General features: G+C 50.9%; 15 protein-coding genes and 2 pseudogenes. 12 read left to right on the forward strand and 5 right to left on the reverse strand.

Annotated features, from left to right (window positions below; genetic code table 11):
* Positions 1 to 24: 24 nt before the first annotated feature.
* On the forward strand, positions 25 to 1,533 hold the full coding sequence (locus ACY9XZ_RS08775) for an AIPR family protein (RefSeq protein WP_463456654.1): 1,509 nt from the start codon (positions 25 to 27) through the stop codon (positions 1,531 to 1,533).
* Positions 1,534 to 1,671: 138 nt separating this feature from the next.
* Positions 1,672 to 2,319 (forward strand): annotated as a pseudogene (locus ACY9XZ_RS08780) (transposase); the annotation flags it as partial.
* Positions 2,320 to 2,407: 88 nt separating this feature from the next.
* Here ACY9XZ_RS08780 and ACY9XZ_RS08785 read toward each other — a convergent pair.
* The 3 genes from ACY9XZ_RS08785 to dptF are packed head-to-tail and all read right to left on the reverse strand — an operon-like array spanning position 2,408 to position 10,999.
* Complete coding sequence (locus tag ACY9XZ_RS08785; protein WP_463456655.1) at positions 2,408 to 7,891, reverse strand: FtsK/SpoIIIE domain-containing protein; 5,484 nt, start codon at positions 7,889 to 7,891, stop codon at positions 2,408 to 2,410.
* On the reverse strand, positions 7,875 to 9,305 hold the full coding sequence (dptG, locus tag ACY9XZ_RS08790; RefSeq protein WP_463456656.1) for a DNA phosphorothioation-dependent restriction protein DptG: 1,431 nt from the start codon (positions 9,303 to 9,305) through the stop codon (positions 7,875 to 7,877). The genes ACY9XZ_RS08785 and dptG overlap by 17 nt, the downstream gene beginning before the upstream one ends.
* Positions 9,302 to 10,999 (reverse strand): DNA phosphorothioation-dependent restriction protein DptF, encoded by a 1,698-nt coding sequence (gene dptF / locus ACY9XZ_RS08795; protein WP_463456657.1) that lies wholly within the window; start codon positions 10,997 to 10,999, stop codon positions 9,302 to 9,304. The genes dptG and dptF overlap by 4 nt, the downstream gene beginning before the upstream one ends.
* 252 nt (positions 11,000 to 11,251) lie before the next feature.
* Here dptF and ACY9XZ_RS08800 point away from each other — a divergent pair, with 252 nt between their 5' ends.
* From ACY9XZ_RS08800 to ACY9XZ_RS08810, 3 genes are all read left to right on the forward strand, one after another.
* Entirely contained in the window at positions 11,252 to 12,250 is a 999-nt protein-coding gene (locus ACY9XZ_RS08800) for a DNA adenine methylase (protein ID WP_463456658.1), read from the forward strand.
* Between the two features lie 86 nt (positions 12,251 to 12,336).
* Entirely contained in the window at positions 12,337 to 14,205 is a 1,869-nt protein-coding gene (locus ACY9XZ_RS08805; protein WP_463456659.1) for an ATP-binding protein, read from the forward strand.
* A gap of 59 nt (positions 14,206 to 14,264) precedes the next feature.
* Positions 14,265 to 15,149 carry a DNA adenine methylase gene (locus ACY9XZ_RS08810; protein ID WP_463456660.1) on the forward strand — a complete coding sequence of 295 codons (885 nt, stop codon included), beginning with the start codon at positions 14,265 to 14,267 and terminating at the stop codon, positions 15,147 to 15,149.
* Between the two features lie 176 nt (positions 15,150 to 15,325).
* Here ACY9XZ_RS08810 and ACY9XZ_RS08815 read toward each other — a convergent pair whose 3' ends face one another.
* On the reverse strand, positions 15,326 to 16,519 hold the full coding sequence (locus ACY9XZ_RS08815) for a pentapeptide repeat-containing protein (protein WP_463456661.1): 1,194 nt from the start codon (positions 16,517 to 16,519) through the stop codon (positions 15,326 to 15,328).
* A gap of 653 nt (positions 16,520 to 17,172) precedes the next feature.
* Between ACY9XZ_RS08815 and ACY9XZ_RS08820 the strand changes: the two genes are divergently transcribed.
* From ACY9XZ_RS08820 to ACY9XZ_RS08830, 3 genes and pseudogenes are all read left to right on the forward strand, one after another.
* Positions 17,173 to 17,856, forward strand: a complete 684-nt coding sequence (locus ACY9XZ_RS08820) for a nucleotidyltransferase domain-containing protein (RefSeq protein WP_463456662.1) — start codon at positions 17,173 to 17,175, stop codon at positions 17,854 to 17,856.
* A pseudogene (locus tag ACY9XZ_RS08825) lies at positions 17,849 to 18,337 on the forward strand (hypothetical protein). Before ACY9XZ_RS08820 ends, ACY9XZ_RS08825 begins: the two are co-directional and overlap by 8 nt.
* Before the next feature lie 204 nt (positions 18,338 to 18,541).
* Entirely contained in the window at positions 18,542 to 19,327 is a 786-nt protein-coding gene (locus tag ACY9XZ_RS08830; RefSeq protein ID WP_463456663.1) for a DUF7260 family protein, read from the forward strand.
* A gap of 37 nt (positions 19,328 to 19,364) precedes the next feature.
* Here ACY9XZ_RS08830 and ACY9XZ_RS08835 read toward each other — a convergent pair whose 3' ends face one another.
* Positions 19,365 to 20,369, reverse strand: coding sequence for a PhoU domain-containing protein (locus ACY9XZ_RS08835; protein ID WP_463456664.1), 1,005 nt, complete (start codon positions 20,367 to 20,369; stop codon positions 19,365 to 19,367).
* Between the two features lie 330 nt (positions 20,370 to 20,699).
* On the opposite strand from ACY9XZ_RS08835, the gene ACY9XZ_RS08840 reads away from it, so the two are divergent.
* Genes ACY9XZ_RS08840 through pstB form a run of 4 tightly spaced genes read left to right on the forward strand, consistent with a single transcriptional unit; the run spans position 20,700 to position 25,257 of the window.
* A complete protein-coding gene (locus tag ACY9XZ_RS08840; protein WP_463456665.1) occupies positions 20,700 to 21,797 on the forward strand; it encodes a PstS family phosphate ABC transporter substrate-binding protein in 1,098 nt (365 codons plus the stop codon).
* A gap of 39 nt (positions 21,798 to 21,836) precedes the next feature.
* Positions 21,837 to 22,775 carry a phosphate ABC transporter permease subunit PstC gene (pstC, locus tag ACY9XZ_RS08845; protein WP_463456666.1) on the forward strand — a complete coding sequence of 313 codons (939 nt, stop codon included), beginning with the start codon at positions 21,837 to 21,839 and terminating at the stop codon, positions 22,773 to 22,775.
* Positions 22,775 to 24,385, forward strand: a complete 1,611-nt coding sequence (pstA, locus tag ACY9XZ_RS08850) for a phosphate ABC transporter permease PstA (RefSeq protein WP_463456667.1) — start codon at positions 22,775 to 22,777, stop codon at positions 24,383 to 24,385. The genes pstC and pstA overlap by 1 nt, the downstream gene beginning before the upstream one ends.
* Complete coding sequence (gene pstB, locus ACY9XZ_RS08855) at positions 24,385 to 25,257, forward strand: phosphate ABC transporter ATP-binding protein PstB (RefSeq protein WP_463456668.1); 873 nt, start codon at positions 24,385 to 24,387, stop codon at positions 25,255 to 25,257. Before pstA ends, pstB begins: the two co-directional genes overlap by 1 nt.
* Positions 25,258 to 25,259 lie beyond the last annotated feature (2 nt).

A 25,259-nucleotide genomic window follows, 5' to 3' on the forward strand; every position in this document is an offset into this window, starting at 1 on the left:
ATAGACACCTAACGAGATCTCAAAATGTCTTCATCCAACTTTGAGAAATTCCAAGCCCACCGCGAATCAGGTGACGGGGTTTCGTATATGTATATCGATCTTCCAGAAGCGGACTCGTTGTCTCTTGAGTATGAAACTGCGGATCATGTCGGTAATGAAGCTCTCGAAGAAGACTATGAAATCCATCACGTCTATATTGATTGCCAGGAGATTGCTGACAAGGGATTCCCTCTCGACGCAAATCCCCGAGAGCCTGCCGAGACGCGACAGGTTAAGGCCATGAATCGAACTTTGAAAGAGGCTCCCAGCGATTTTGTAAAAAAGAACAACGGAGTAGTGGTGATTTCTTCTGATATTGAAGAGACAGAGTCGGGGATTTCTATCAAGTTCTCAGGTGGGGAAGGTATATGTAACGGAGGTCACACGTACTTCGCGATCATGACTGCTAATGAAGTGTTGGACGATGCTCGGCTCCACTTAGAAATTATAACTATTCCCGACCTTTCCCTGGACGAGCGTAAAGCCGTCATTACTGATATCGCAAAGGCAAGGAACAACAGTAATCAGTTAGAGCGCCGGTCAGAAGCGGATTTCCTGGGGTATTATGAGCCGTTCCAAGAATCCCTTAATCGTCCGGAGCTGGTAGAGTGGCATGAGAATGACTCAAATGCAAATTCCGAAGCAAGCCCAATTAATGCGATACAATTCTTGCGGCTGTTGAAGTCGATTGACATAGAAGCGTATCAGCATCCGCTTTACAACGAGAATGGAAACAGCCACAAATCCTTAGCCACCTCACGAAGCCGCTTCCACAATTCCTGGATCAACCAAGTAGAGCAAGCCCAGGATGATGAACAGGGCAATCGACCATTAGAGTACTTGTTGCCGTTGGCTGATGATATTATGTTTCTTCGTGATTTGTTCTCGTATTCGTTCCCACAAAGAGATACTGAACAGGTCCATTTGGGAACGTTTCGTAAAACCCGGCTATATAAAGACTACATTATGAAGGTGGATGAAGATGGGGAGCCAACCAGATCGTTCAGGCCACTATTATCAGGTGATTTTCCTGCACAAGAAGGTGTAGATCTACCCAGCACATTAGATGTTCTATTTATGGGCCTTTTTCGATCAAATCTCTTCAGGTCGTCTGGGAGCCATGAGGACTCTGATCCCTACATTGGCTGGATAATGAATCCTCGAGACCTCTGGGAAAAGCGGGCGCCAGATATCTTAGAGAATATGGGTGATCTGTTCTCTGATCTTGATAAGGACCCCAAACAGTTCATTAGGATCAGTGCACCATTCAATTTTGACCTGTATGAATTTGGAATGAGTAGAGATTTCAGACCTCCACAGCATCTCTACGATTACAACGATGACGATCAAAATCACTATACAAAAGTTGAATCTGTAGAAGCAGCAGACTACTGGCTGGAAAAATGCGGCAAACCAACAGAAGTGACATTAAAACCAATCGTCAACGAGGAACCGCCGCAGAATGCCGCCTTGTATTCTGATGCTACAGAGTGACTGGTTGTCGATTGTTAGAACTAGTTGAATGAAGCGGGGGACTGGCAATGGTTCAAGTATAGAATTTCCTGCCTCACGAGTAAAACGGTCCAGTTAGCTAAAAATGCTGTTGATTAGCGAGACGAAGCCTAGTAGCCGGTGGTGTCGCTGCACTGTCTGCGAGTGTACCTGGGAAATCCTACTGAAAAGGACTTGATTTGCTGAGCGGGATGCCACATATTCGTGGGGAGATCGGGTGCATCAAAGCAGATATCCCTAATCATTCCACGCTAGTCAAGTGATTTAGCAAAATTAAGACAGCTCTCTGGCGGGTGTACTTGCGTCTCTCAGAGCAAGAGCATGAGCCATCCGGTCATGCCGCCATTGACGCGACGTTCTTCGACTGCGAAAATGCTAGCAAACTTACTGCCGCCGGACGAACTACCGGGTTCAGACGTTCAAAGCGAAGCTCTTGTCGACACAGAAATCCAAGTGGTTCTCGACGTTCACTGTACGACTAAGAAACGTCACGACATACAACCCGGCTGGGTAGATTAACGCGAAAAACTCCGCGAACAGGGTGTAAAACCACTGATTAAGCACTTTGAGTTCCAGCCCACCGATCACGGTCATAACGCTCGGATCGATGGGCCTCGATACTGCCAATGGGCGTTGTGTGAAACCGCACCTCCACGATCAAGCTCACGCTCGGCGACACAGTGTGTGCGCAAACTTGGATACAGTGAATTTCGCAAACTAGTCCTGAAGTGTCCGGTTCACAACATCAAGCAGTCCCTGAAACCGTGAAATTAAGTTACACCTGGTGATTCACTACTGTCCATCAATTGCAATTTGAACAGAGATTATCGAGTTTGGATGTGATTGGTTTTGTGAATCACTCGTATTTTTCAGAGATGCTATTGATGAGCGTCATTCTATCTGCGGGTGTTAAATAGTATCCTTGTAGGTTGAGTTTCGTACCAGACTGTGAATGAACGATCATATCGCCGGCACCCTGGAGATCCTCAGCTCCTGGCTCATCCAGAATGACTCGAGAATCCGTATTCGATGGGAGACGGAAGCTGATTCGACATGGGAAGTTGGTTTTGATTTTCCCAGACACAATATCTGCAGACGGCCGTTGTGTCGCTAACAGAATGACTATCCCGAGTGCTCGTCCGATTTGAGCGAGGCGAGTCACCGACTTCTCGAATGCATTCTTGTCGTCGACCGACATCAGAAGGTCTGCGTACTCATCGATGACAACCACATGGAAGGGCAACAGATCAGCTTCAAACTCCTCTTTATTTTCGTAGAGTTCAGCCAACGAAGAAGCCCCTGTCTCTGCGAGATATTCACGCCGCCGCTGTAGTTCTTCTTCGACCAGATTTAGCAGGTGGTTTGTCCCTTCCTCGGGCGTATTGAAATAGCCGCCCTGCTGTACATGAGGGAGAGATGCAAAGGCTCCAAAGTCGACGCCCTTCGGATCAATCAGGCTAATATTGAGTTCGTCTGGATTGTGGGTGGCGGCCAGAGCGGTTACAACCGTCATAAGGAAATTAGATTTGCCGGATCCTGTGGCACCCCCGATTAGCGCATGCCTCTCGTCGACTAAGGACAGCAGATGATGTTCGTTGTCAGTGTCGACACCAATCGGGAAGACCAAGGGATCGTTAATACGGTCTCCAAGGGATTCGAGACCCTCAGAAAGGTAGATGTCCCGCGGATCGCCGTGTGGTATTTCAAGACGCACGGCTCCCTTTTCAGGAACTCTCGTGCCCACAATATCCCCGTGTGATTGTATCTGAACACTCAGAGTATCCAAATTACGGAGGATGCCGCCAGTCTTCTGGCTTTCTTTTGGGATAACATTGACTCCGACCTTTCGAGGACCCACAGATACAGAAGCAGGATTCGGTGGGTGAATATCGATATCAAGAGAATCAAACGCGCGTTTGAGATCACTAACCAAACTACTAGGATCGATATTTGTCTCAGGCGTCGGGCTATCCTCGAGATCAGTGATGATATCGGTTGAATCTGTAGTTTGGGCCTCAGTAGCAGTCGAACCCTCTGGTTCATCCTGATCGGCTTTCTGCTCAGTTGAGTCTACTGTAGCCTCAGTACTCTCATCGTCTTTTGATTCTTCACGTGTATCTGGCTTATCTCGTGTTTTATCCGAGTCTGTTGTACTCTCTTCAGGTTTGTCGTCTTTCGTCTGTTCTGGCCGGGAACCCTTACTAGTGGAGGGTTTCTGTTTTGCTTCGGACGAGGTACTCACGGCCTCCAGATTATCAGAACCAGAGTCTTGTGTATGAGGTTCTGTGACGATATCTGTATCCGATTCAGCTACATCTGTTTCTGATTCAGAACCACCACTACGATCTCGATTTATACTGGATTCGTTAGTATTGAACTGGAGATCGGCTAAATTGAGATCCGGTAAGACCTCCTCAATAGCATCTCCAGAAAGAACACCAAGAGCTTCGATCGGAGCTTCAATAGATCTCACTTCACCGTCTGTATCGAAATCTGATTGGAATGTGTTTTGTCGGATTCGGATGACTTCGCCGATGTGGCCCTGCATATCCGTTAGGAATGATATATCGAACTCTCCTTCTAGGAGATCTCGCTTTCGATTTTCAAGATTGGTCAAGTCCTCATCAGAGAATATTTCGTAGTTATAGAGTCGATGTGCGACATCGAGAATTATTTTTCCGAACTGGCTGAGTAGGATCTGTTCGTCTGCCGGCTGTGACTCTGGCTGAAGCCACTCACGTAGATTTTCAAGTGCACCTTTGATCTGTTCACGCCCGGTCTTGATTTTCGAGGTCCCACCCTTTGTTTCGACAAGCCATAATTTTAGCGTGGAGTTTGTTGGATCCTCCGGGACTCCGACAAAGCAGAGATCATCACTTGCCTTGCCGCGTGCATCGAACTGGAGGAGGCCAGTACCATCACCTTGGTATGACCGATCGTGTCGTGCCAGCTCATTCAGACTAATTGGAACCCACACATGGTCAGGTAGGTCCCGCTCCAGGAGTTCCTGGCTGAGCGCAAGCCCACCTACAAACCCGATGAACTCCACGATTTCAGTGTCTTTTGCTCGTTGGAGCTTGAGTGCGAGATCACCGTCAATCCCGACAAGAGTAGACAAAACATCCTCAGCATCCAGTTGTCCAGATAACTCAGACTCCTTGAGGACACGTCTCAGTGACATCAGGTATGGATCCCGTTTGTTAGTCGAAGTGATGACATCGTAGTTCGGGGATGATTGGTCGTATTGGTCGCTGTAATGGATCATCAGCTGTCCAGTCTCGCGTTGCATCTCCGCTTCAGACCGAAGATAAAACTCAATTCCCACATTCGGCTGAACGTGAGCCACCCACAGTGAGTTTTCCCACAGTTTCGAAAGGTTCGTATCCTGGGAAGACTCAATCCGCTTCTTTGGTGCCTGTCCTAATTGGTAGGAATCTTGAGCCACGCCTGCCTCCAGCGCGTTCGCAACACGGGCCACATTGTGGATCAATTCCTTTTCATCATCATCACAACTAAACCCGACAGTGTAGACCATACCTTCTGGTGAGTCTCCAACATCAATCGACTCCTGTGAGAAGAGCCCTTGCTTAAGCATTCCAGACGGCAAATCACCGAGTTCAGTGTTAATGCCTGCCCGTTCTTCCAAGAGCCCTCTAAAGAACGTAATGTGGGCTGGCTTTTGATTGTCTTCCTTATATTCACCAGCATGGATGTAGTGGACTTTCCGTCGAAGTGTATCCACAAGCTGGTCGTCCTTATTTTCCAAGGTTGATCGAAGACGTGACTCAGAGGAATTATTGAAGAACTGATCGAGAGATTCACCTTCTCCATCGCCCCCATAGATCCGGAGCAGGATTGTCGGAGAGTCAAATTCTGAGGACGCAATTTTCTTGTAGAATTTAAACAGGCCTTTAATGACTGACTCCAAGTCGCCCATATTGATCAGATTGATCACCATGTGTCGCTCGGAGTGCAGCGAGAAGAGAGTGGGGAACGCTTGCACGAATGTAAATAGCTTATCGCGGATCACTCGCTCCATATAAGACGGTGTTACCGCCCCAGGTGCCTCAACTGGTGAGTAGATTTGCCAGAGTGGGTTGTCACGGTATCTTAGGCCCCGCAGGAGTGTCTCAGAATTGTCGGAATTTCTATATGGTAAGATCCCCGACGGGCTAAACTTGTCGACAAACTCATTGCGTCGGAACCCTTTCTCGACTGTTCCTTGGAGCTCGGTATCCCGCCACTCAGCAATTCGGAGCCCGTATGCCAAGAGCACTGGATGGAACGGAGTCAACCAGATTTTTTGACTGGTTGTCGATTGGATCGTGCCAAGTGATCGTAATGGGGCTGATGGGCTGAACGTCTTGCTTGAGCCTTTCTCCTCGGCTGCATCGATATAAGCTTCCAGTACTTTCTGAACCAATTCTTGGGTTGGCTTGTCCCATTTATCTGTCGACGGAGTTCGCTTGCGGTCGCTGAAATGATCAAATAGGTTTTGATAAGCCTCTAACAGCGGCTCAGGAATAGGTGTGGAGTGCTCGATTTCTTGTCCATAGCCAAGAGAATCCTCTTGGACTTCTCGTCCAAGGGGAGAGCCGCCATCCAAGAACTGCTCTTCAATTTGTAAGAGCTCTAAGTCTGAGTCTTCTAATCGGACACTCTCACCGGATGTCTGATATATTTCGCCACGACTAGAGTCAATAGTAAACTGGTCTGGCAGCATCAACGGTTCGCCAGTCCATCGGGTCGGGTTTACGATGGAACTCAACATTAGTGGGAGGACAATCTCCTCAGTTTCCACTAATTCCGGTTCAGTAAGGAAGGCAACTTTGACAGGCACACCCTCCGGGCGAGCGACGTAGAATGGTAGGCGATCCGTTACCTCAGAGGGGTTCGATTTTATCGTGAGTTCACTATTGAAGCGAACTGTCTGGCCGGTTTCTGTAATTTCTACTTCTTTAGATTCGAAGTTGAAATCGATTCGCTCCAGTTGATCGAGGTGCAGTTCCTGATCTCGAGGTAGTAACAACAACTCTTCTGACACATCGATATTGAAACTGTCACCATCTGTGGCAAGGAAAAACCATTCTGGGACAATCGCAAGATCGAATTGGTGTGTTGGCTTTCCGCTTGTAGTTTTTTTCCCCACATAGAAATTGAACGTAGCAAAGTGAGGGATATCTGGGTCTAAACCCTCAATTGAGGCTGTAACACGCTCTTTACGCTTTGATACTCTACCGATATCATCCCCATTTGAATCAATACACTCGTATGGAGTGTTTCCTAGATCTCCGGTGAATTCTGCAGTAATACTTACATCGCCGTCTTTGGCAACCAAGAGAAGTGCTTGTTGCGTTTTCGAAGAATCGTTTTGTGGTGTATAGATCCGTTCTCGTTTGGCAGTAATCTCCAAGTCTAAAAACCGGCGGATATTATCACTTGTTTCATATTTGCGAGCTTTTGAATGCTTAGCTCGTGACCACTCGCCTAACTCGATGACTTCTTGAGTGAATGTATCGTCGTAATTTTTGTTGAGCCGAGTTTCTGTGTCAACTCCTGCTCTGTGTGCACGGCGAAGGTTATCTGCGTGCTGGTAGTTGCTATTCAGTGTTTGCTCAATAGCATCGACGAGATCTTCCTCATTTTCTTTGTCACTAAGGAACTGCTCGGTCAGCATATCATCATGCAAGAACTGAGGGAGACGACCAATTAGTTCAGAGAATTTATCAAACTCTTCGTTCTCTGCTGCCTCTCTAATCTCACAGAGAGCATCGAGTATATCAGTATTACTGGTTTGAATCGATTTGCTGCTAATGACCTGATCTATTCCTTTGAGGAAGGCTCTACCCTGTATAGAATCAATACCACTTGGATCTAGCAAGCTTCTTTTGAAGGATTCGAGATTTATTGGGCCGTCTTCGGCGAAAAGATCCTCAGAGGCTTCCAATGTATCCAAGCTCGAGTCAGTATCTAATATCATTAGCATAGCACGGGGCTCCGAAGAATTGGCTGACTTAGAGATCAGATTCCGCATTTGGGTAGCAAAGCCCTGAACGACTTCATGATCGTCTGGATCATCATCGGTGATTTCCGGTTTGACTCGGAGAATATATGTCGGAACGCCATTATCAGGCATATAGACTGGTAACGAGATTTCATTGCCGTCGACCTCTACAGAAGGCCCATCACCAGCAAGCTCTTCAACCAAGATGTTTGCAAATTGATCTGTTATAGACGTACTATCGAATTTGGCAAGCAGGATTTGTCCTGGATTTGGGGGCCGGGAAACCAAGAATTCCCTAAGATGCTCAACTAAGTAGCGTTCAAATTGTCCGGACATATACGGCACCTCCACTATCGCTCTGGCGATCGATCATACCCATGTCTTCGAGTTCATTGAGTGCGATGCTCTGGCTTTCTGAATCGAGGTATATACCACGGTTTTTTAAATATTGTATGAACATATCGTAGTGATTATCGTTTTCGGCAAGTATGAAGAGCCGTGCGAGGAAACGCAATGCGGCTTGATTTAGGCGCAGAGTTGGGCCAATCCCTCGCTGAGTTCTCCAGTATTTTCGCTCTTTACCATCACCCAACTGCCGGATAACATTAATACCGGCAGTGATAGGAGTTTGATTCGATCGAGGCCTTTCCTCGTAGTGTTGCTGAACACCCATAGCAAGTCGTCGGGCAGAAGTAACGAGGTCGACCTCTAAGTTGCGCTCGCTTTCAGGAAAGTGGGCCTCTATGTTTTCAACACATTGCTGTTTGATGTCATCTGGTAGCTGTACTGCTTCGGACAGCGTGTAGGCTTTCTTTGAGTATTCGTATTCACTCTCTTCAACAGTCTTGGCAATGATACTAAGTGCTGTAAGTCGACCCCACGAATCATAGATATCCCGTTCGATCCCATCACCGTCACGCTCTCTATACTCCTTGGTAAAGCGGCGATCTTGGCTGGCGGTCTCATTCCACAATCCAAAATGAATATCGACAATCTCCGGAGTAAACGAGTTCTCTGGATCATCTCCTAATTGTGAGAATTCCTTCCTGAGATTGACTGCAAGTTGCAAGTAGTAGTTCATGAAGTGCAAACTAAAAAGATCACGAGCGGACTGCAACCAGTTAGACGGCGAGTCATGTTCGTCAGTCAGCCAAGCCTGTAGATCCTCTTGGAACGAGTCAGATAGGTCTGCGACATAGGGCCGAATAGGATCTGGTTCGCCCGTGTTTTCTGAGTCTTCAGTGATTTTATCCGCGACGTCGACAAACACCTGCTCAAATATATTCGAAGGTGACTGTTGATTGAGTCGGTTGACGAATGACTCATGTAGTGAGGAATTGAAGCTACCATCCTCCGTTGTCATCAACATCGTGTACCATTTACCCCAATTTCGAGACTCCTTGGGCTTGATGCATTTCGCGATAGATGGGTGAAAAGGGACCATATACTGTTTTGCCTTCTTTCCACGGTTAGAGCCTTGCTTTCCGGTCGTTGTGTACGTTGAAGTAAAGATATTCCATGCAGTTTCGACATCTTGCTCAGAGTCAAATGGTCCATACTCCTGGACATTATTGTGGAATTCATCGACCGTATCAATCGGTGGATTAGCACCCAATACATTCGCTAGGATTTCGGAGAAGATGGTCTCACGGACAGTTGGGGCGGGTGAAGTCGGAAACAGTCCATCTTGAATCACGCGACTACTGGTTGATTCGATCGATGGAATCTCACGAATCGATCGGTCAGTCATTGGTTGCCCCCTTTCACGCTGATTCCATCGAATGCATCTTCTGTCACGGTGAGTAGCGTTGAACCATTCTTGTCGATTACTTTTACCGACTTCTCTTTTTTAGTGAACTCGGAGAGTCGAGAGTGGATGAGTCGAATTCCCTCTGATCGCTCGAGATCTCTGACGTTTGGATTGTAACCTTTACTAATACGTTTCATAAGGATATACAGTTCGAAGGATATGGGTACTGGTACCTCGTTATCTGATTGTTGGGGTTGCAGAACAAACCAAAGCTGTCCCGGTAGTGTTTCGCGTTTTGTTCTCTTGCGGGACTTTTCCAAGTCAGGCGATGGATTCGACCACTGAGCGAGAAACCGGTACTCTGGGGTTTTGATCCCATCTATGAACTCTATGAACTCTCCGTCGGCATGTCTTCCGCTCCAGGATTTGAGAGCCTGTTTTAGAGTGGAATTCATACTGCGTGCGCTCTCTCGCAACGCTTCATCGACTGGGCCATCAGATACGTCACCCCGGTTGAAGAATGTATAGGCACCTAAGAAGTCATTGAACCAAGACCAGTCGATAGCTGTTCGAATATCATTGCGTTTGTCACCTTCCAAATACAGCTTTCGAAGGGTCGTTTGGACTTTTGTTTCTCTCTCGAAATTGTGGAGCTGAGGATGCTCGCCGATCAATTCGTCCATCGTCGTAGGGTTAGCAACCCATTCAAGAATTTCGAGATCAATCTCTCGGTTTGCTTGCGCTGAAGGATCCAGGTTGCCGCTGTGATCACTATCGTGGTTGTCAATAATTTCGAACGCACTATTCCAGAGCAACATCTCAGCAGTTATTTTTTTGTTAGATTGTACAGCAGCCCCGATAGGACAAGCAGAGTCCGTCTTTGCAGCCTTTTCTAGGGGGACAGGAAGTAGTATAGAGGCTAAATGATCAAGGATTCGTCGAGGGTTCAGGTATGAATTTTCTATGATACTCTTGGCTGCAAGGAGTTGTGTAACATGTTTCCGAACGTTATCGTCGGTGAACCGCGCGACATTATAATGTAAAGGACACTTCATACCCGCCGGACAGGCCTCTTTCTCACTCTGATACGCTTCGTGGAAGGGGCTTTTAGGATCGCTTGCGTCAAATTTGTCGACGATATCTCGAAGCAAGCCATCTCCGAAGTGATCAGGATGTGTCTCAAAGAGAGTCCGATGACTAAGATTAAGCACTTTTATCGATTCAGTCTCATACTTCCCCCGTGACTTTGCGTGCTCGATAGCATCCCACAGATCAGGGTATTTTTGCTTGTATCCCTTCCGTTCGAAGAAGTCGATAGCGAGACCGAGATTGATCGCGACACCGGAGCGAGGGCCAGTCCCCGAGTCCAGATTTGCCTTGACGCGATCAAAGAACTGGTCGAGAGTCTTATCGTAGGTCTCTGTTTTCTCTGTGGATGCAGTAGCATCCATGTGAATTTGGTCTTCCGTTAGCGAGTTTATCCCCTGTTGCTGTGCTTCTAAAAACGCACGAGAGAGAAGAGCACTTTTTCCATCACCTGCACTCCCCGTAATGAGCAATAATTTTCCATCTTTGGCGTAATCATCCACGAAGAAAGAATTGACAAAATCATCTTCTTCTGTAGAGATATAAAGCCCCTGACGGAGGTCATTGCGATCGATGTGGCCACCAACAATTGCTCCTGCTTCCCCCATCTTACATGACCGAAGAAGTTCAAACAGAGTGTGACTGGAATCCACTGAAACCATGTGGTAGTAACTAAGTCAATAAGTGGATCCGAACTCAATAAACTTAGCGCATTATGGAAAATAGCAGGGCATAATAAATCAAAACTCAGACAACAATTACGACATAGTATGTCGAGTACTGAAAATCGTAGTCATGGTACAACTACACAATAAATCTTACAACAGACGAGTTTTACTGCTGGCCTCTAATCGTCACTTATGGCTGAACCCGTCCTAAGATGGGCAGGTGGGAAAAGACAGCATTTGGATGAAATATACCAACATATCCCACCCAAATCTGAAATAGACACATATTACGAGCCATTCTTCGGAGGCGGGAGTGTCTTCTTTGCTTATGAGCCACAACAAGCTAAAATTAGTGACATTAATCCTAAACTGATTAATTTCTATCGACAGCTAAGAGACAACCCAAACAGAATTATAAACCGAAACAAGGAACTCGATAAACAGCTCGAAGGGATTGTATCCCAACAACAGCGTAAGCTCAGCGAGTTTAAAAACTTTGATCACAAGGAGAGCTTAGATCAAATTCCAGAGGATCCTAAAAACACTGATAAGTTGCGAGTCGAGTTCTACGAGCGCAAGCGGGAGGAATTCAATAGCCTCCGAGATTCGGAAGGGAATTGTTCGGATCTCGAACGTGAAGCTATTCTCTTCTTTTTCCTTAATCGAACCTGCTGGAATGGATTATATAGAACCAATCAGGATGGAGATTTTAATGTTCCAATTGGTCGCCAATGGACAAAAATGCGAATCCTCGAGAGACGAATCCATGAGGCACAAAAATGCTTGACTAATGCAGAGCTGGATGTAGGAGATTATAGAGACTGTCTAGAATCGGCGGGTGAAAACGACTTGGTATTTCTTGATCCACCATATCCTGCAGGCCCAGAGAAAGATAGTTTCCAAGACTATCATCCGAGTCGGTTTAGCTTGGATCAACAACGAGAGCTAGCCGAATTAGCAGTCGAATTAGATTCTAAGGGTGCTTACGTTGTGATAACAAATGAGCCTTCAGATGAAATTATAGACATCTATGACGAGGTAGGTGTCTCAGAAGAGTTTGAGCAATACAATCTCGAGGGAGCTCGAATGATAAGTAGTACATTTGATGAACGCACAGATATTGGTGACACAGATATCATCCTAACAAATTACGAGCAGTCAGACACAGTCGATATATTCACTCCCACGTAACCACTGGGGTAATATTATACAATGTTCTAGTATAGGGCTTACTCTACCCCGATATATTTATTTGCCTAGGATCGAGCAGATAGTACGTGACTCAGCAGACAGCGCAGGACCTAAGTCGGGAACGAGCACAACTTCTTCCGACAAAAGACACTCTGAAAGCGTTGAAATCAGATGTTACTTTGGAATCGGCCTGCCTGGAGCTTTGCGATAACTCGATTGATGCGTGGAAGAGAAATAATAATCAGTCTGGACAAGCCAATCTTGAGATTTTCACTGTAGAAGACGGCGACAGGACGGAATTAGTCATACGAGACGATACTGGTGGAGTGCCACGTGACGAGTCATCGATGCTCTTTGGCTTAGGCCAAACAGCTAAAAATAATTCACAAGGACTTATTGGTACGTTTGGTGTAGGCGCAAAGAAGAGTTTAGTTAATCTTGGAATTCCGTTTCGGATCCGCTCTCGTCATATAGATGAGAATGAGGGCTGGATGTATAGGATCACGGAAGAGTGGTTCGAAAACGATACTGATTGGTCTGTGCCAATTTATGAAGATGAAGACATAGAGTCAGGGACGACTGAGATTCGAATTGAGGATTTGAATTATAATTGGACTGAAAAAAATACAGATAGTTTGTGTTCAGCGTTGGGTAGAGCTTATAACTTCTTTTTAAGTGATGAGCTCCAGCAAATTCGAGGGACAACATATGATCTCGACATAACAGTCAATGGAAAGCCTGTCGAGGCAGAGGGTCTCCCAGAGTGGTCATACACTCCATTTGACGGGCTGGCACCTCGACGCTACGAGGACATCAAAATTGAGCATCCCGAATCGAATGAGCCAATTTCTCTGTCGATCACTGTTGGTCTTCTTAGGAAGAAAACAGCAGATAACGTCGGTACAGATATCTATATTCAGCAACGGAAAATTGCATCTGGTCTTCGCAATGAAGTGGGTGGGTTTGGAACCGGACCCGAAGGCATTGGGAAGTTTATGGCCCGACATGAACGTTTGAAAGTAATCGTAGAACTCAAAACAGAAGCAGACGGCCGCTTGCTCCCCTGGGATACTCAAAAGTCTGCAATAGACAGATATAATCCGATTATGCGGGGGACAGAATCTACGCGTGGAGTATACAATTGGCTGCGCCGTACCGTTGAACCCTATTACATCTTGGATGCAGATAAGGTGCCAAGAGCCTTTGTTGAACCGTATCACTCGGATCATACTCAGGCACCGAATGGTGGGTCCCCGATCGTCCACAATTACGAGGATCGAAAGCAGGTGGGGACAAATCATAAGCCGAACACAGATCTTCCAGAAATTCAATCGACGATTGATGCTGCTATTGCACATGCTGCCCTACGAATCAATTGCGAAGATTCATTCGAGGAATGGCAATTACCAGCTTACGAATTGCAGCTACAGACGGAATGTGAAACAGATACGGATACACTCACTCCGGCGTCGACGCCACCAGATGAGGTCGTTAGTGAGCCATTCCAAACAATCGGTAAAATCAAAGAACTTGCACGGACCCACATCAGTGCGGGTCTTGTCTATACTGAGGAGTTGGAAGACTGGGAGGAACCGATATACAAGCAGTACATCGAACAAAATACGGAGAAGAGCTTAGAAAAGGTAGGTACACTCCCAGAGGAAGTCCCGGGTACATTTGAAAAACTCAGTACTTCTGATGATCAAGAAAGCTTGTCCAGTAATTATTCGAGTACGGTAGCGACATCGAAGAAGACAGTCTCGAAGGAACGAACCGATGATAAAGCAGAGATCTATTTAGTACTCGGTCGAGATACCGATGAACAGAAAGTTGCAAAACTCATGGAGTGTGAACGAAGAGTGATTAGCAAAGGCTTAGATTTGTCATCAGACACCGCAGACGAGGTCGTCTGGGAAGAACTCAAAGATCATCTCGAGTCTCTCGTCGACGAATAATAGATCGCTATTTTTGACTCTTACAACAAAAGATTGTACTTCAAAATCAAACCTAAATCATGGTTACACCAATATTGAAATGGGCGGGGGGGAAGAGACAGATACTGGACAAAATTCTGGATCGGATACCTAAAGAATCTCAATATAACCGTTACTTCGAACCGTTTGTCGGAGGGGGTGCAGTATTCTTCGAACTTGAACCCACTGAGGCCTATATTAGTGATGTCAATGAACGGCTGATCAACTTCTATACCCAAGTACAACAACGACCGGAAGAGCTGATTGGGGTCATCGGCGAATTAGTTCGCAACCATTCCGAGGAACTATACTACCAACGCCGAGAGGAATTTAATGATATACGGAACAACGATGAGATTACAGGCTCTTTACTCAGGGAAGCCGGGCTCTTTTATTATTTGAATCAGACTTGCTTCAATGGCCTATATCGAGAAAATGAACAAGGCGATTTCAACGTTCCATATGGACGACAAAAAACAGATCCAAGCGTAGAACCAGATCATATCCGTCGTACATATGAGGTCTTACAATCAGCAACGCTTGCTGCAGATGACTTTATGCACATCGAGAGTATCGTAGAGCAGAACGATCTGGTATACTTTGATCCACCGTATCAGAAATTGTCTGGGGCTCAAAGCTTTAATAAATACAATAAGAAACCATATGAGTCCGAAGAACAAGATGACCTTCGTAATCTTGCAGTCCGACTCGATAAAAAAGGAGTAAATCTCTTAATCACGAATTCAAGAACAGCTAAATCGTTGTATAATGATGACAAGGTCCCAGAGTCATTTCGGGTCATAGATGTGACCGCAGATAGAGTAATCAACAGTGACTCAGCACACCGAACCGTTGCTTCTGAGATTATAGTGACTAACATATCTCCCTTTGATTTAGATGAAGACAATATCCTTGATTTATTGTAGAATTAATAAATGGGCGCAGTTTAGTTACCCGTTTCTATATATGTAAACAACTTCCCAGAATACACTGCATTGACAGCCAATACTCAGGGTGTCATAGAACGGTTGGCATGGTTCTCTGATATCGACTGAGAGATTCGTTATTGCTGCTTCTGAGTTGTTGCAACATTTCCCGGATTTCAAGCACCAGACTTGGCTTTGGCGTATGTTGTTTCCCTCCGATCAGAATGCTCATGTTCACCATCGTGAACGTAGCCATCGATATTCCAGTCCAGGTCTCTCAGTTCCTCCCGATAGTCTGAGAACTCAAACCCGTTGAATCGGGTATTCTCAATTAGGATGTTTTTAAATGGATTCTTGTCAATACTAGACACTATAGAGACATCACCCACAGTTGTATTGACCCATTCATAGAAGCTGCTTTCATCAGAAATACGGATTATTCCGCCATCGATTTCTGAGCCATAGAAACTGATTGTGGGTGACGAAGATTCAAATATCAAACCTAAGTTGAGAAAATAGAAATGGGCGCTAAACGCGGTGATCATGCCTTCGGAATCCACCTTACGGGCTTTCATCAGATCTTCAGCTTGTGTGTTGTCGAAAGAGGCTGCTTTGCCAGCTACAGATACGATTCCATCGCCAAACACAAAATCATCTAATAGATTTGAGCTACACTCTACTTCGTTTGATGAAACACCTTCGGCTAATGCGTGGTTTCGAACGTTGTGTCGCTTAGAGTAGGTCCGGCCAGAACCGATACTCGCTTGGTCAAAGATTGCTGGACCGTGAAAGTCTGTCTTTTCGAAATTTGCCGTCCCCAGTTCAGCACCTACAAAAGACGTTTCCTCGTTGAATTCTGCAAATCCGAAGTGGCATCCAATCTGAAACTCGGCATCCTCAAATGAACAGCCACTATTGAATTCAGCATGATTAAAATTGGCCCCAGTCTGGAATTTAACCTTATTGAATATGGCTCCTGCGTTAAATTCAGTTCCCATAAATAGTGGCGTGGTCAGGAACACACAGGCTTGTTTTCCAAGAAAATCATTAGCTTCAATCAATGGTGTTTCATCAGGAATTCTTTCGCAGAATGAAACTGTTTCATTAAAACAAGTATCTGTAAACTTACTTTCTCGAAACATCGTACCAGCAAATGTTGCTTTTCGATTGATTTCGGCTTCCGACAGTTGAAAGTCTGATATGGCAGATTCTTGAATTCTCAATCCAGAATTGAAGGTAGAATAATCAGATACAAACTGGCTCACGCGACAGTCTTCAATTGCAATATAATTAGTAAATGTGGATTTGGAGGCGTTGACTTGTCCTATGGTCGAATATCCAATTTGAATCTGAGAATTTTCCAAGACCATCTTCGAGAGTATAGATAGGTCTATGCTTCTGAGTGCGGTACATATGATTTGGACTAAGCCAGTTGATCTGACCGCTCTAACCTGCTCAATCCTCACCTCGGTTTGTGTGTCAAAATAAGCTCTCTTGTTAGTGGGTGGATATGGAAGACGCAATAGTCAAATCCATCCAACTCAGGATAAGGGCATTCCCACGGCTCATCCATCATTTCTACCTGTTTCGGCCAGAGCTTGGGATCAAAGACAAATTCACACACGATATCAATTCCAAGCTAACTTGCCTTCAGTATTATTCTTATGTCAGTTCAGATCAAGTCACGCGGATTCTGAGTGGAGTACTAAATTGAGACGGATATTCAGCAGATGCCTACAATATCAACAGGCGGTTCCATCACCACTCTCAATTAGGTTTGGCCGCGAGTCTGCATAGCCAGTAGTGCCCACGGTTTCGACAGGTTGCTAATCTATTAATAGAAACCGGGGCTCAGCGGGGGTAACATCTCGTCATCGCCACCATCACGGTGTAGACTCCTCTCTGTGAAAAACTCGTTTGTTGACGGACGAGTGGGACAGACGTTGATCCAGCCAGTAACTCAGACAGCCATGGGCTGACAGTTGCACAACTTATTTTATACCTCGTTGCGCACTATCGGACAGTGTCCGAGGTAACGAAACAGCGAACCACGGTCTGTATCGACGTCGATACTGGGACCGACACGTTCCGTATCAGTGCGGCCGACGATATACTCGACCTGTTGGTTGACGCCCACGAGACGGAGTTTACGATTCCCGAACTCGTCGATACGACGGGTGCCGCCCGCTCGACGGTTTGGCGTGCAGTCGACCTGCTCGATAGCCTCGGCGTCGTTCGAGTGCGCGAGACGCCACAGCGCAACTACGTCTCTATCGACCCCGAGCGCCTGCAGAAGAACGACCCGGTACTGACTATCGAACAGACCGAGTTTCACGATCCGGTCCGTGCGTTCGTCGAGCGCGTCCGGGACAAAATCGGCGAGAGCGACGACGTTCAGGACCTCGTCGGCATCCTCGTTTTCGGTAGTGTCGCTCGTGGCGAGGCAGATAGACGGAGCGACATCGACCTGTTCGTCGTCGTCGACGGTGATCGAACGACAGCCAGAAGACTCGTGACCGACGTGGTGGCTGATCTCTCCAAGGAGCGCTTCGACGGCGACCGTTTCGCGTTCGAGCCCTACGTCGAATCCGTCGACAGTGCAACCCGAGCGGGATCGAAGTTGAGAGAGATATTCGAAGAGGGTATCACCGTGGTTGGTGGCGAGCGACTCCAGTCGATTCGCAAGGCGGTGTTTGCCGATGAGTAGTACGCGTATCGAGTAACTCCTCAACGACGCACAGGCCGCGTTCGACCGGCGTCCGACCGACATCGAAACGGGGCTCAACGTGTCCGACGCCGCTCTGCTCCAGCTTCGGAAGGCGTGTCGATTACTTGCCGGTGGGAGGTCGCTTCGAGAGCAGAGCTACTACACGCTCGTCATCGAAGCGTCGTTCGTCGCGATAGAACGGACAGTCGAGTTCAGACTCCTCGAACGAGGGACGATGGATCCGGCTGACCTGCCCGGGACGCATCCGGGCGTCTATCGAGAAGCAGCGACGGCGGGTATCTTTTCGGAATCGATAGCGGACGACCTCGCGGAACTGTGGCGCGACCACCGTGCAAAGACGTACTATCAGGATGGACTCGCCGCTGGGGAACGTGCCGAGACGATGTACGAACTCGCACAGGAGCTCCATGCATTCGTCGTCGGTCGGTCTTCACAGGGACACGAGTGTCTGTGTGAGTAGAGCGGCCGCTATCCTTCGGCACAGGTATTATTAGACTCAGCGGGGGCACCATCTCGTCATTGCCACCACCGAGCGGTACTCGCACCCCTATCAAAGTGCATCCGTTGACGATGCTGTTCATTCGACGGTAGCGGTACAGTCGACTATATATCGAACATATAAAATACCTATACGACGATCTCCGATTCTCCGGTCGAACATCCCGTGTCTGACACCGAGACAAGCCAGCCGCGAGTCGAGCAGGCACTCGCCGTCGTCCAGCGAGAGAGGGACTGTATCGAGGCCGAACTGACGGCCTTCAGACGCTTTCGGGCCCGCATCGTGTCTATCGAACCGACGGCACAGCCCGCGGGCACCGTCGACACGTCAGCGGGTGGGGCGTCAGTGCTCAGCGCGCGGCAGCCGAAACCCGATACCAGCCTGCGTGCCGTCCGGGAGGCCTACCGAGAGACAGTCATGGCTGTGCCACACTTCGAAGCCGAGTACGACGATTCGCTGGAAGCGAACATGTCGATGGAGTTCGGGCCGGAACTCGGCACCCAGATCGCCACGGGCACGCGCCTGACGCCGCAGTTGTACGAGGCACTCCTGACTGCGAGCGAGGGGGCACGCGACGAACGCGAGACGCTGCTCCCGGAACTCGAACGCGAGCAGGAGTCGCTACAGTCAGTACGAGCAACGCTTGACGACTGTGAACGCCGCGGGGCCGCACTCGGTGCGAACGCACGCCGGACGACCGATCCCGCTCGTCTCGACAGCATCGACGACCAGTTAGCCGAAATCGAAGCCGATTGCGAGGCGGTGGCAGCGACCCGCCAACGCCAACTCCACAGCCGGTCGGCCGCTGCTCTCTCGGGCATCGACGGGACCAGTCTCGTCCGGTATCTCTACGGAGACTGTTCAGTGACGTGTCCGGCGCTTGCCGACATCGTCGCCTGCCTCGACACGATCAGGCGACACCGCCGTCACTGTCTGGTGTCGACGAGCTGAGGTCGCAGGACGACTGTCTAGCGTTCTTCTCCTGTTGTCAGGACTGTGGTCGCGGCGCGGCTTTCTGGAGCGCGCTCTCGGCGATGTTGCCGCCGTAGTCGGCGGTCCGTGACAGCGAGTCAACAACGAGGCCCAGTACCTGCGCACTCTGTGGGTCGAACTCGCGGATCTGGCCGTCGACTTCGCGGGCGGTCCCGTCCACGTCGGGAATCTGGCTGCGGGCCTCGTTTGCCAGTTCGACGGCCTCGTCGGAGTCCTCGGTCAACAGGGCGTCCATGGCGGTTTCGGGGACGGCGACGGCCTCGGATTCCAGTTGGTCGAGCAGGTCGGCGGTTTCGCCGGTGATCTCCCCGATCTCCTGGGAGAGGCTGGCGATCTTGGTGGCGTGGTCGGCGATGCGTTCGAGCTGGCGGGCGCTGGACTGGAAATCGAACACGGTCTCACGCGGGAAGCCGATCTCGTTGGCAGCCGTCGGATTGCGGAGGACGGTTCGGAACACGCGCGAGACCATGTACCAGAGGCGGTCCACGTCGTCGTCGCGTTGCATCACGTCCGCTGCGAGGTCGTCGTCGTCCTCGATGAGCGCCTCGACGGCGTCGGAAAGCATCGTCAGCGAGACCAGTCGCATGCGCGTGATGGCGTTGTGGACCGACAGCTCCGACGAATCTAGCAAGTCCTGCAGGACGACCCGGTCGGTCGTCTCCTCGATCATCTCCAGGCCGACCAGTCCCTGCGTCGCGTCGCGGATGATCCGTCGCTGTTCAGCCGTGATCCGCGAGGCTTCGAGCTGGATGATGTCGAAGCCGCTGACGTACATCGTCATCACGGCCCGCGTGAGTTCGTGCCTGTTTTCCAGTCCCTCCACGTCGAGACACCCCTCCACGCGGCCGTTGTCACGCTGTGGAGCGAGCAACAGCAGGTCCCGCTCGGCGTGGAACTCGACGACGCTGCCCGCGCTCACGTCGTTCTCTGTCGCCCACTCTTTGGGTAGTGAGACAGTGTATGTCGACCCGCCCGTCACCTGGACCTTGCGTGTCTCCATGTGACTGGCACTCTTTCACGGGATGATATAAATCCACTCATATCTATATACTATATTGGATGTCTAATATTCGGGGACATATTCGCCGGATAAACGACAACTCGGCGACGGTATTCGTGAGTATAGGTAGTACAGACGGCTAAAACACCTGTACCTGAGCAGGTATTCATACGTAACGTATTCGGAGCTTTGGCGGCTCAAATCGACGGTTATGTTGATATATGTCCGCTCGTTTGCGGGTGTTTACCACACTATATCTATATAGTAATACCACAGACGATATATCTCTCTTAGCAGGTTACTTATTGGCTGTCCCGCTGGACTCTGGTGATGGCGCACGACTCAAACGGGCTGTCAGACCGCGTATCGCGGCGGAAATTTATCGCAACGACAGGCGCGACCGGCATCGCTGCAATCGCCGGGTGCAGCGAGGGCAGTAGCAGTGGTGACAGTGACGGGGGAAGCGGCGACGGAAGCAGCGGTGACGGAAGCAGTGGAGGGAGTGACGGCGAGAGCAGCGACGGGATGTCCGAGGACACCGCAACGGAGAGCCAGAGCCTCTCGGGTACGATCGACATTACGGGTTCGTCGACGGTGTTCCCGCTCGCGACAGCTGTTGCGGAAGAGTTCCAGAAGATGCACGGTGATGTCGATATCAGCATCCAGTCGACCGGCTCCGGTGGCGGCTTCGAGAACTTCTTCTGTCCCGGCGAGTCCGACATCAACAACGCCTCGCGCCCGATGAAGGACGGCGAGAAGGAGAACTGTGCCGACCAGGGTATCACCGCCCACGAAATCACGGTCGCAACTGACGCGCTGACGGTCGTCATCAACAACGAGAACGACTGGGCGACCGAGATGACCGTCGACGAGCTCGCACAGATCTGGGGTCCGGAAGCGGAATCCGGACAGACCTGGGCCGACATCAACTCCGAGTGGCCCGACGAGGAGATCGAGCGCTTCGGTGCGGCCGAAACCTCCGGAACCTTCGACTACTTCACCGAGAACATCATGGGTGAGGAGGGCGCTCACACGCAGGACTACGAGCCCACCGAGAACGACCGGACAATCGTTCAGGGTGTGCAGGGCAGCCAGTACGCCATCGGCTACTTCGGGTTCTCCTACTACTACAACAACCCCGATGCCGTGACGGCTGTCGCTGTCGACGACGGCGACGGGCCGGTCGAACCAGGCCTCGATACGGCAGCCAACGGCGAGTACACCCCGCTGGCGCGTGACCTCTACACTTACCCGGCGATGAGCGCGCTCGAACAGGACCACATCGCCGAGTTCTGCCGGTACTTCGTCGAACAGTCCGGAAACGAGGACGTCGTCGCTGGGCAGGTCGGCTACGTTCCGCGGACGCAGGAGCAGATGGAGACGGCCCTCGAAGACCTCAACGCCGCAATCGAAGAGGCGAACGCGTAGACCCCACGTTACCGTTTTTATACGCTACACAGACCACACATGTCAAATACAGTTGATTTATCCGGGGACCGAGGCTTCCAAGACATCCGTGAGTCCATCTACGGGGTCGTCTTTTTCGTCTGTGCAGCGATCTCGGTCCTCACGACGGCCGGCATCATCCTCGCGCTGGTTCTCCCGACGTTTACGTTTTTCAACGACATCTCGTTCAGTGAATTCCTCTTGGGGACGCAGTTCAGCCCAGCCATCCAGCCAACCGTCTTCGGCGTGCTCCCGCTCGTGTTCGGAACGATTCTGATCACGGTGGGTGCAGCGGCGGTGGCTCTCCCCGTGGGACTGCTCACCGCAATCTATCTGAGCGAGTACGCGAGCCAGCGACGGCGTGCAGTACTCAAGCCGTTGCTGGAGGTCCTCGCTGGCGTGCCGACAGTCGTGTACGGCTACTTCGCGCTCGTCTACGTGACGCCGCTGCTCGATGCGATTCCGGGGCTGGATCTCGGGACGTTCAACGCCCTCTCGGCCTCGCTGGTGATGGGCATCATGATCATCCCGATGGTGTCCTCCATCAGCGAGGACAGTATGAGCGCCGTCCCCGACTCGATACGGAACGCGGCGTACGGCCTCGGTGCGACGAAGTACCGGGTGTCGACGAGCGTCGTCGTCCCGTCGGCGGTGTCGGGCATCGCGTCGTCGTACATCCTCGCGCTGTCCCGCGCCATCGGTGAGACGATGATCGTCGTTGTGGCGGCCGGCCAGACGGCTCGCTTTCCTGACACCGTCCCGGACCTGCTGACGAGTTTCTTCCAGTCGACACAGACGATGACGTCGGCGATTGTGCAGTTAGGCACCAGCGACCTCGCCGGCGGGACGACCGCCTACCGGGCGCTGTTCGCCATCGGCCTGACGCTGTTCGTGATGACGTTCGCGCTGAACCTCGTGAGCGATGCGATTACGCTGCGATACCAGGAGGATTACGAGTAATGGCGACACCGACATCGGGAGACACTGCATTCGAATCCGTTAGCCGGACGAAAGGGGCCGTCTTCGAGTATCTGACGCTGGGCGCATCGCTCTTTGGCCTGGTCGCGCTGGGCGTCCTATTGCTGTACGTCTTCTGGGACGCCTTCGGCCTCGCCTCGGCCGAACTCGCGTGGTATGGCGCACTGGTGGTCTGTGTCGTCGTTCCGACGCTTGGATTCATCGCCTATGCTCGCCGGAACACCGTCGCCGGAACGGTTGCGCTTGAACTGGCGTCGACGGTGATGGGCGGTGTCCTCGCCGGGTTCGGTATCGTCGCGGTCGTCGAGGTCATCGCCGGACCGGCGGTCTGGTTCGCGTACTTCCTCACGGTCGTCGTGCCGCTGGCTGGCCTGTATTTTTACGGTCGCGTGTACTCCGAGGCCGCCTGGATCGGACTGGCCATGCTCGGGGTGATGTTCCTCGGGCCAGCGGTCGGCACGCTGACGCTGGACACGCTCTCACAGATAGAGGCCGTCATCGGTGGCCCGTTCGTCTATCTGTTCTCGATGGTCGTCCCGACCGCGATAGTGGTCCGGTACGTCGTCGAGGACTATCTAGAACTGGGCAACGGGAACTTCGCCGCCGGCCTGCTTATCGCCGTTGCCTTTGCCGTTGTCCCGCTCGTCGATTCGCTGCCGCTGGTCAGCCGCTCCGTCTGGCTGATCTTCCTCTCGACGCTGTTTGCCCCGCTCGGCGTCATCGTCTGGAAGAATCTCGCTATCCCCGAAAACCGGGTCGGGTTCGTCGGACCCGGCGTCTTCGTCGGCGGCGTTGCGCTGTTGCTGATCGTGACTGACCTGCTTGGCCTGAACGGGCCGACACCGTGGTTCGACTGGCAGTATCTCACGTCGGCTCCGTCCCAGACCGCCGAACAGGCCGGCCTGTACCCGGCGATTATCGGGTCCGTGTTCATGATCGTACTGGTGGCGCTCCTGACTCTCCTGCTGGGTGTGGGAGCGGCGGTCTTCCTCGAAGAATACGCGCCGGACAGCGGACTCGGCGGTTCGGTCGCTCGACTCATCCGGATCAATATCTCGAACCTCGCCGGCGTTCCGTCGGTGGTGTACGGCATCCTCGGCCTGGCCGTGTTCGCGAACCTCGTCGGGCTGGGCTTCGGGACCGTCATCACTGCCGCGCTGACGCTTTCGCTACTCATCCTCCCGATTGTCATCATCTCCGCCCGCGAGGCGATCCGCGCGGTCCCGGATTCGATCAGGAAGGCGTCCTACGGCATGGGGGCGACCAAGTGGCAGACGACGCGAAACATCGTGTTGCCGCGCGCGATTCCCGGAATTTTGACCGGGACGATTCTGGCGCTCGGCCGGGCTATCGGCGAGACGGCCCCGCTGATCATGATCGGGGTCGCAACGACGAAGTTCAGTCCGCCCTCGGGCCTGTTCAGCAAGACGACGGCGATGCCGATGCAGATCTTCGCGTGGTCGTCGTACCCGTCGGCGGAGTTCCAGCACGGCGTCGTCGCGGCGGGCGTCGTGACGCTGCTCGTCGTCCTACTGACGATGAACTCTATCGCCATTCTACTGCGAAACAAGTTCGAAACGGAGGAGCTATAATGGCAAACGAAAACCAATCCGCGACGGCACAGCAAAGCGACACTGACCAGCTCATCTCGACGGACCCCGGTGGTGGTGGTCTCTCGGAACGATCCGACACCCAATTAGCGGATTCCGAGACTGAGTCGGTGGTTCAATCCCAGAGTCTAGATGTATACTACGGCGATACGCAGGCGCTGCAGGAGATCACGATAGAGATTCCCTCGAACCGCGTCACCGCGATGATCGGTCCGTCGGGCTGTGGGAAGTCGACGTTCCTCCGGTGTATCAACCGGATGAACGATCTCGTCGATATCGCCCGCGTCGAAGGGGATCTGTACTTCCACGGCCAGAACGTCTACGACGACTACGTCGACCCTGTCGCGCTTCGGCGACGCATCGGGATGGTGTTCCAGCACCCCAACCCCTTCCCGAAGAGCATCTACGACAACGTCGCCTACGGGCTCCGAATCCAGGGTAACACCGAGAATTTAGACGCAAAAGTCGAGCAGTCGCTGAAACGGGCCGCCCTGTGGGACGAAGTCAAGGACCGCCTGGATGACTCCGCGCTTGACCTCTCGGGCGGTCAGCAACAGCGGCTCTGCATCGCCCGCGCCATCGCTGTCGACCCCGAAGTCATCCTGATGGACGAGCCGGCCTCGGCGCTGGACCCCATCGCCACCTCCCAGATCGAGGACCTCATCGAGGAACTGGCCGAGGAGTACACGGTCGTCATCGTCACCCACAACATGCAGCAGGCGGCTCGCATCTCCGACAAGACGGCCGTGTTCCTCACCGGCGGCGAACTCGTCGAGTTCGACGATACGGACAAGATCTTCGAGAACCCCGAGAGTCAACGCGTCGAGGACTACATCACCGGCAAGTTCGGGTGACC

Source organism: Haloarcula sp. HT12, from assembly GCF_055271655.1.

Coding starts and splice junctions, on each gene's coding strand:
- ACY9XZ_RS08775 (WP_463456654.1), top strand. CDS start 25: ATGTCTTCATCCAACTTTGAGAAATTCCAAGCCCACCGCGAATCAGGT.
- ACY9XZ_RS08785 (WP_463456655.1), bottom strand. CDS start 7,891: ATGTCCGGACAATTTGAACGCTACTTAGTTGAGCATCTTAGGGAATTC.
- dptG (WP_463456656.1), bottom strand. CDS start 9,305: ATGACTGACCGATCGATTCGTGAGATTCCATCGATCGAATCAACCAGT.
- dptF (WP_463456657.1), bottom strand. CDS start 10,999: ATGGGGGAAGCAGGAGCAATTGTTGGTGGCCACATCGATCGCAATGAC.
- ACY9XZ_RS08800 (WP_463456658.1), top strand. CDS start 11,252: ATGGCTGAACCCGTCCTAAGATGGGCAGGTGGGAAAAGACAGCATTTG.
- ACY9XZ_RS08810 (WP_463456660.1), top strand. CDS start 14,265: ATGGTTACACCAATATTGAAATGGGCGGGGGGGAAGAGACAGATACTG.
- ACY9XZ_RS08815 (WP_463456661.1), bottom strand. CDS start 16,519: ATGGTCTTGGAAAATTCTCAGATTCAAATTGGATATTCGACCATAGGA.
- ACY9XZ_RS08835 (WP_463456664.1), bottom strand. CDS start 20,369: ATGGAGACACGCAAGGTCCAGGTGACGGGCGGGTCGACATACACTGTC.
- ACY9XZ_RS08840 (WP_463456665.1), top strand. CDS start 20,700: ATGGCGCACGACTCAAACGGGCTGTCAGACCGCGTATCGCGGCGGAAA.
- pstC (WP_463456666.1), top strand. CDS start 21,837: ATGTCAAATACAGTTGATTTATCCGGGGACCGAGGCTTCCAAGACATC.
- pstA (WP_463456667.1), top strand. CDS start 22,775: ATGGCGACACCGACATCGGGAGACACTGCATTCGAATCCGTTAGCCGG.
- pstB (WP_463456668.1), top strand. CDS start 24,385: ATGGCAAACGAAAACCAATCCGCGACGGCACAGCAAAGCGACACTGAC.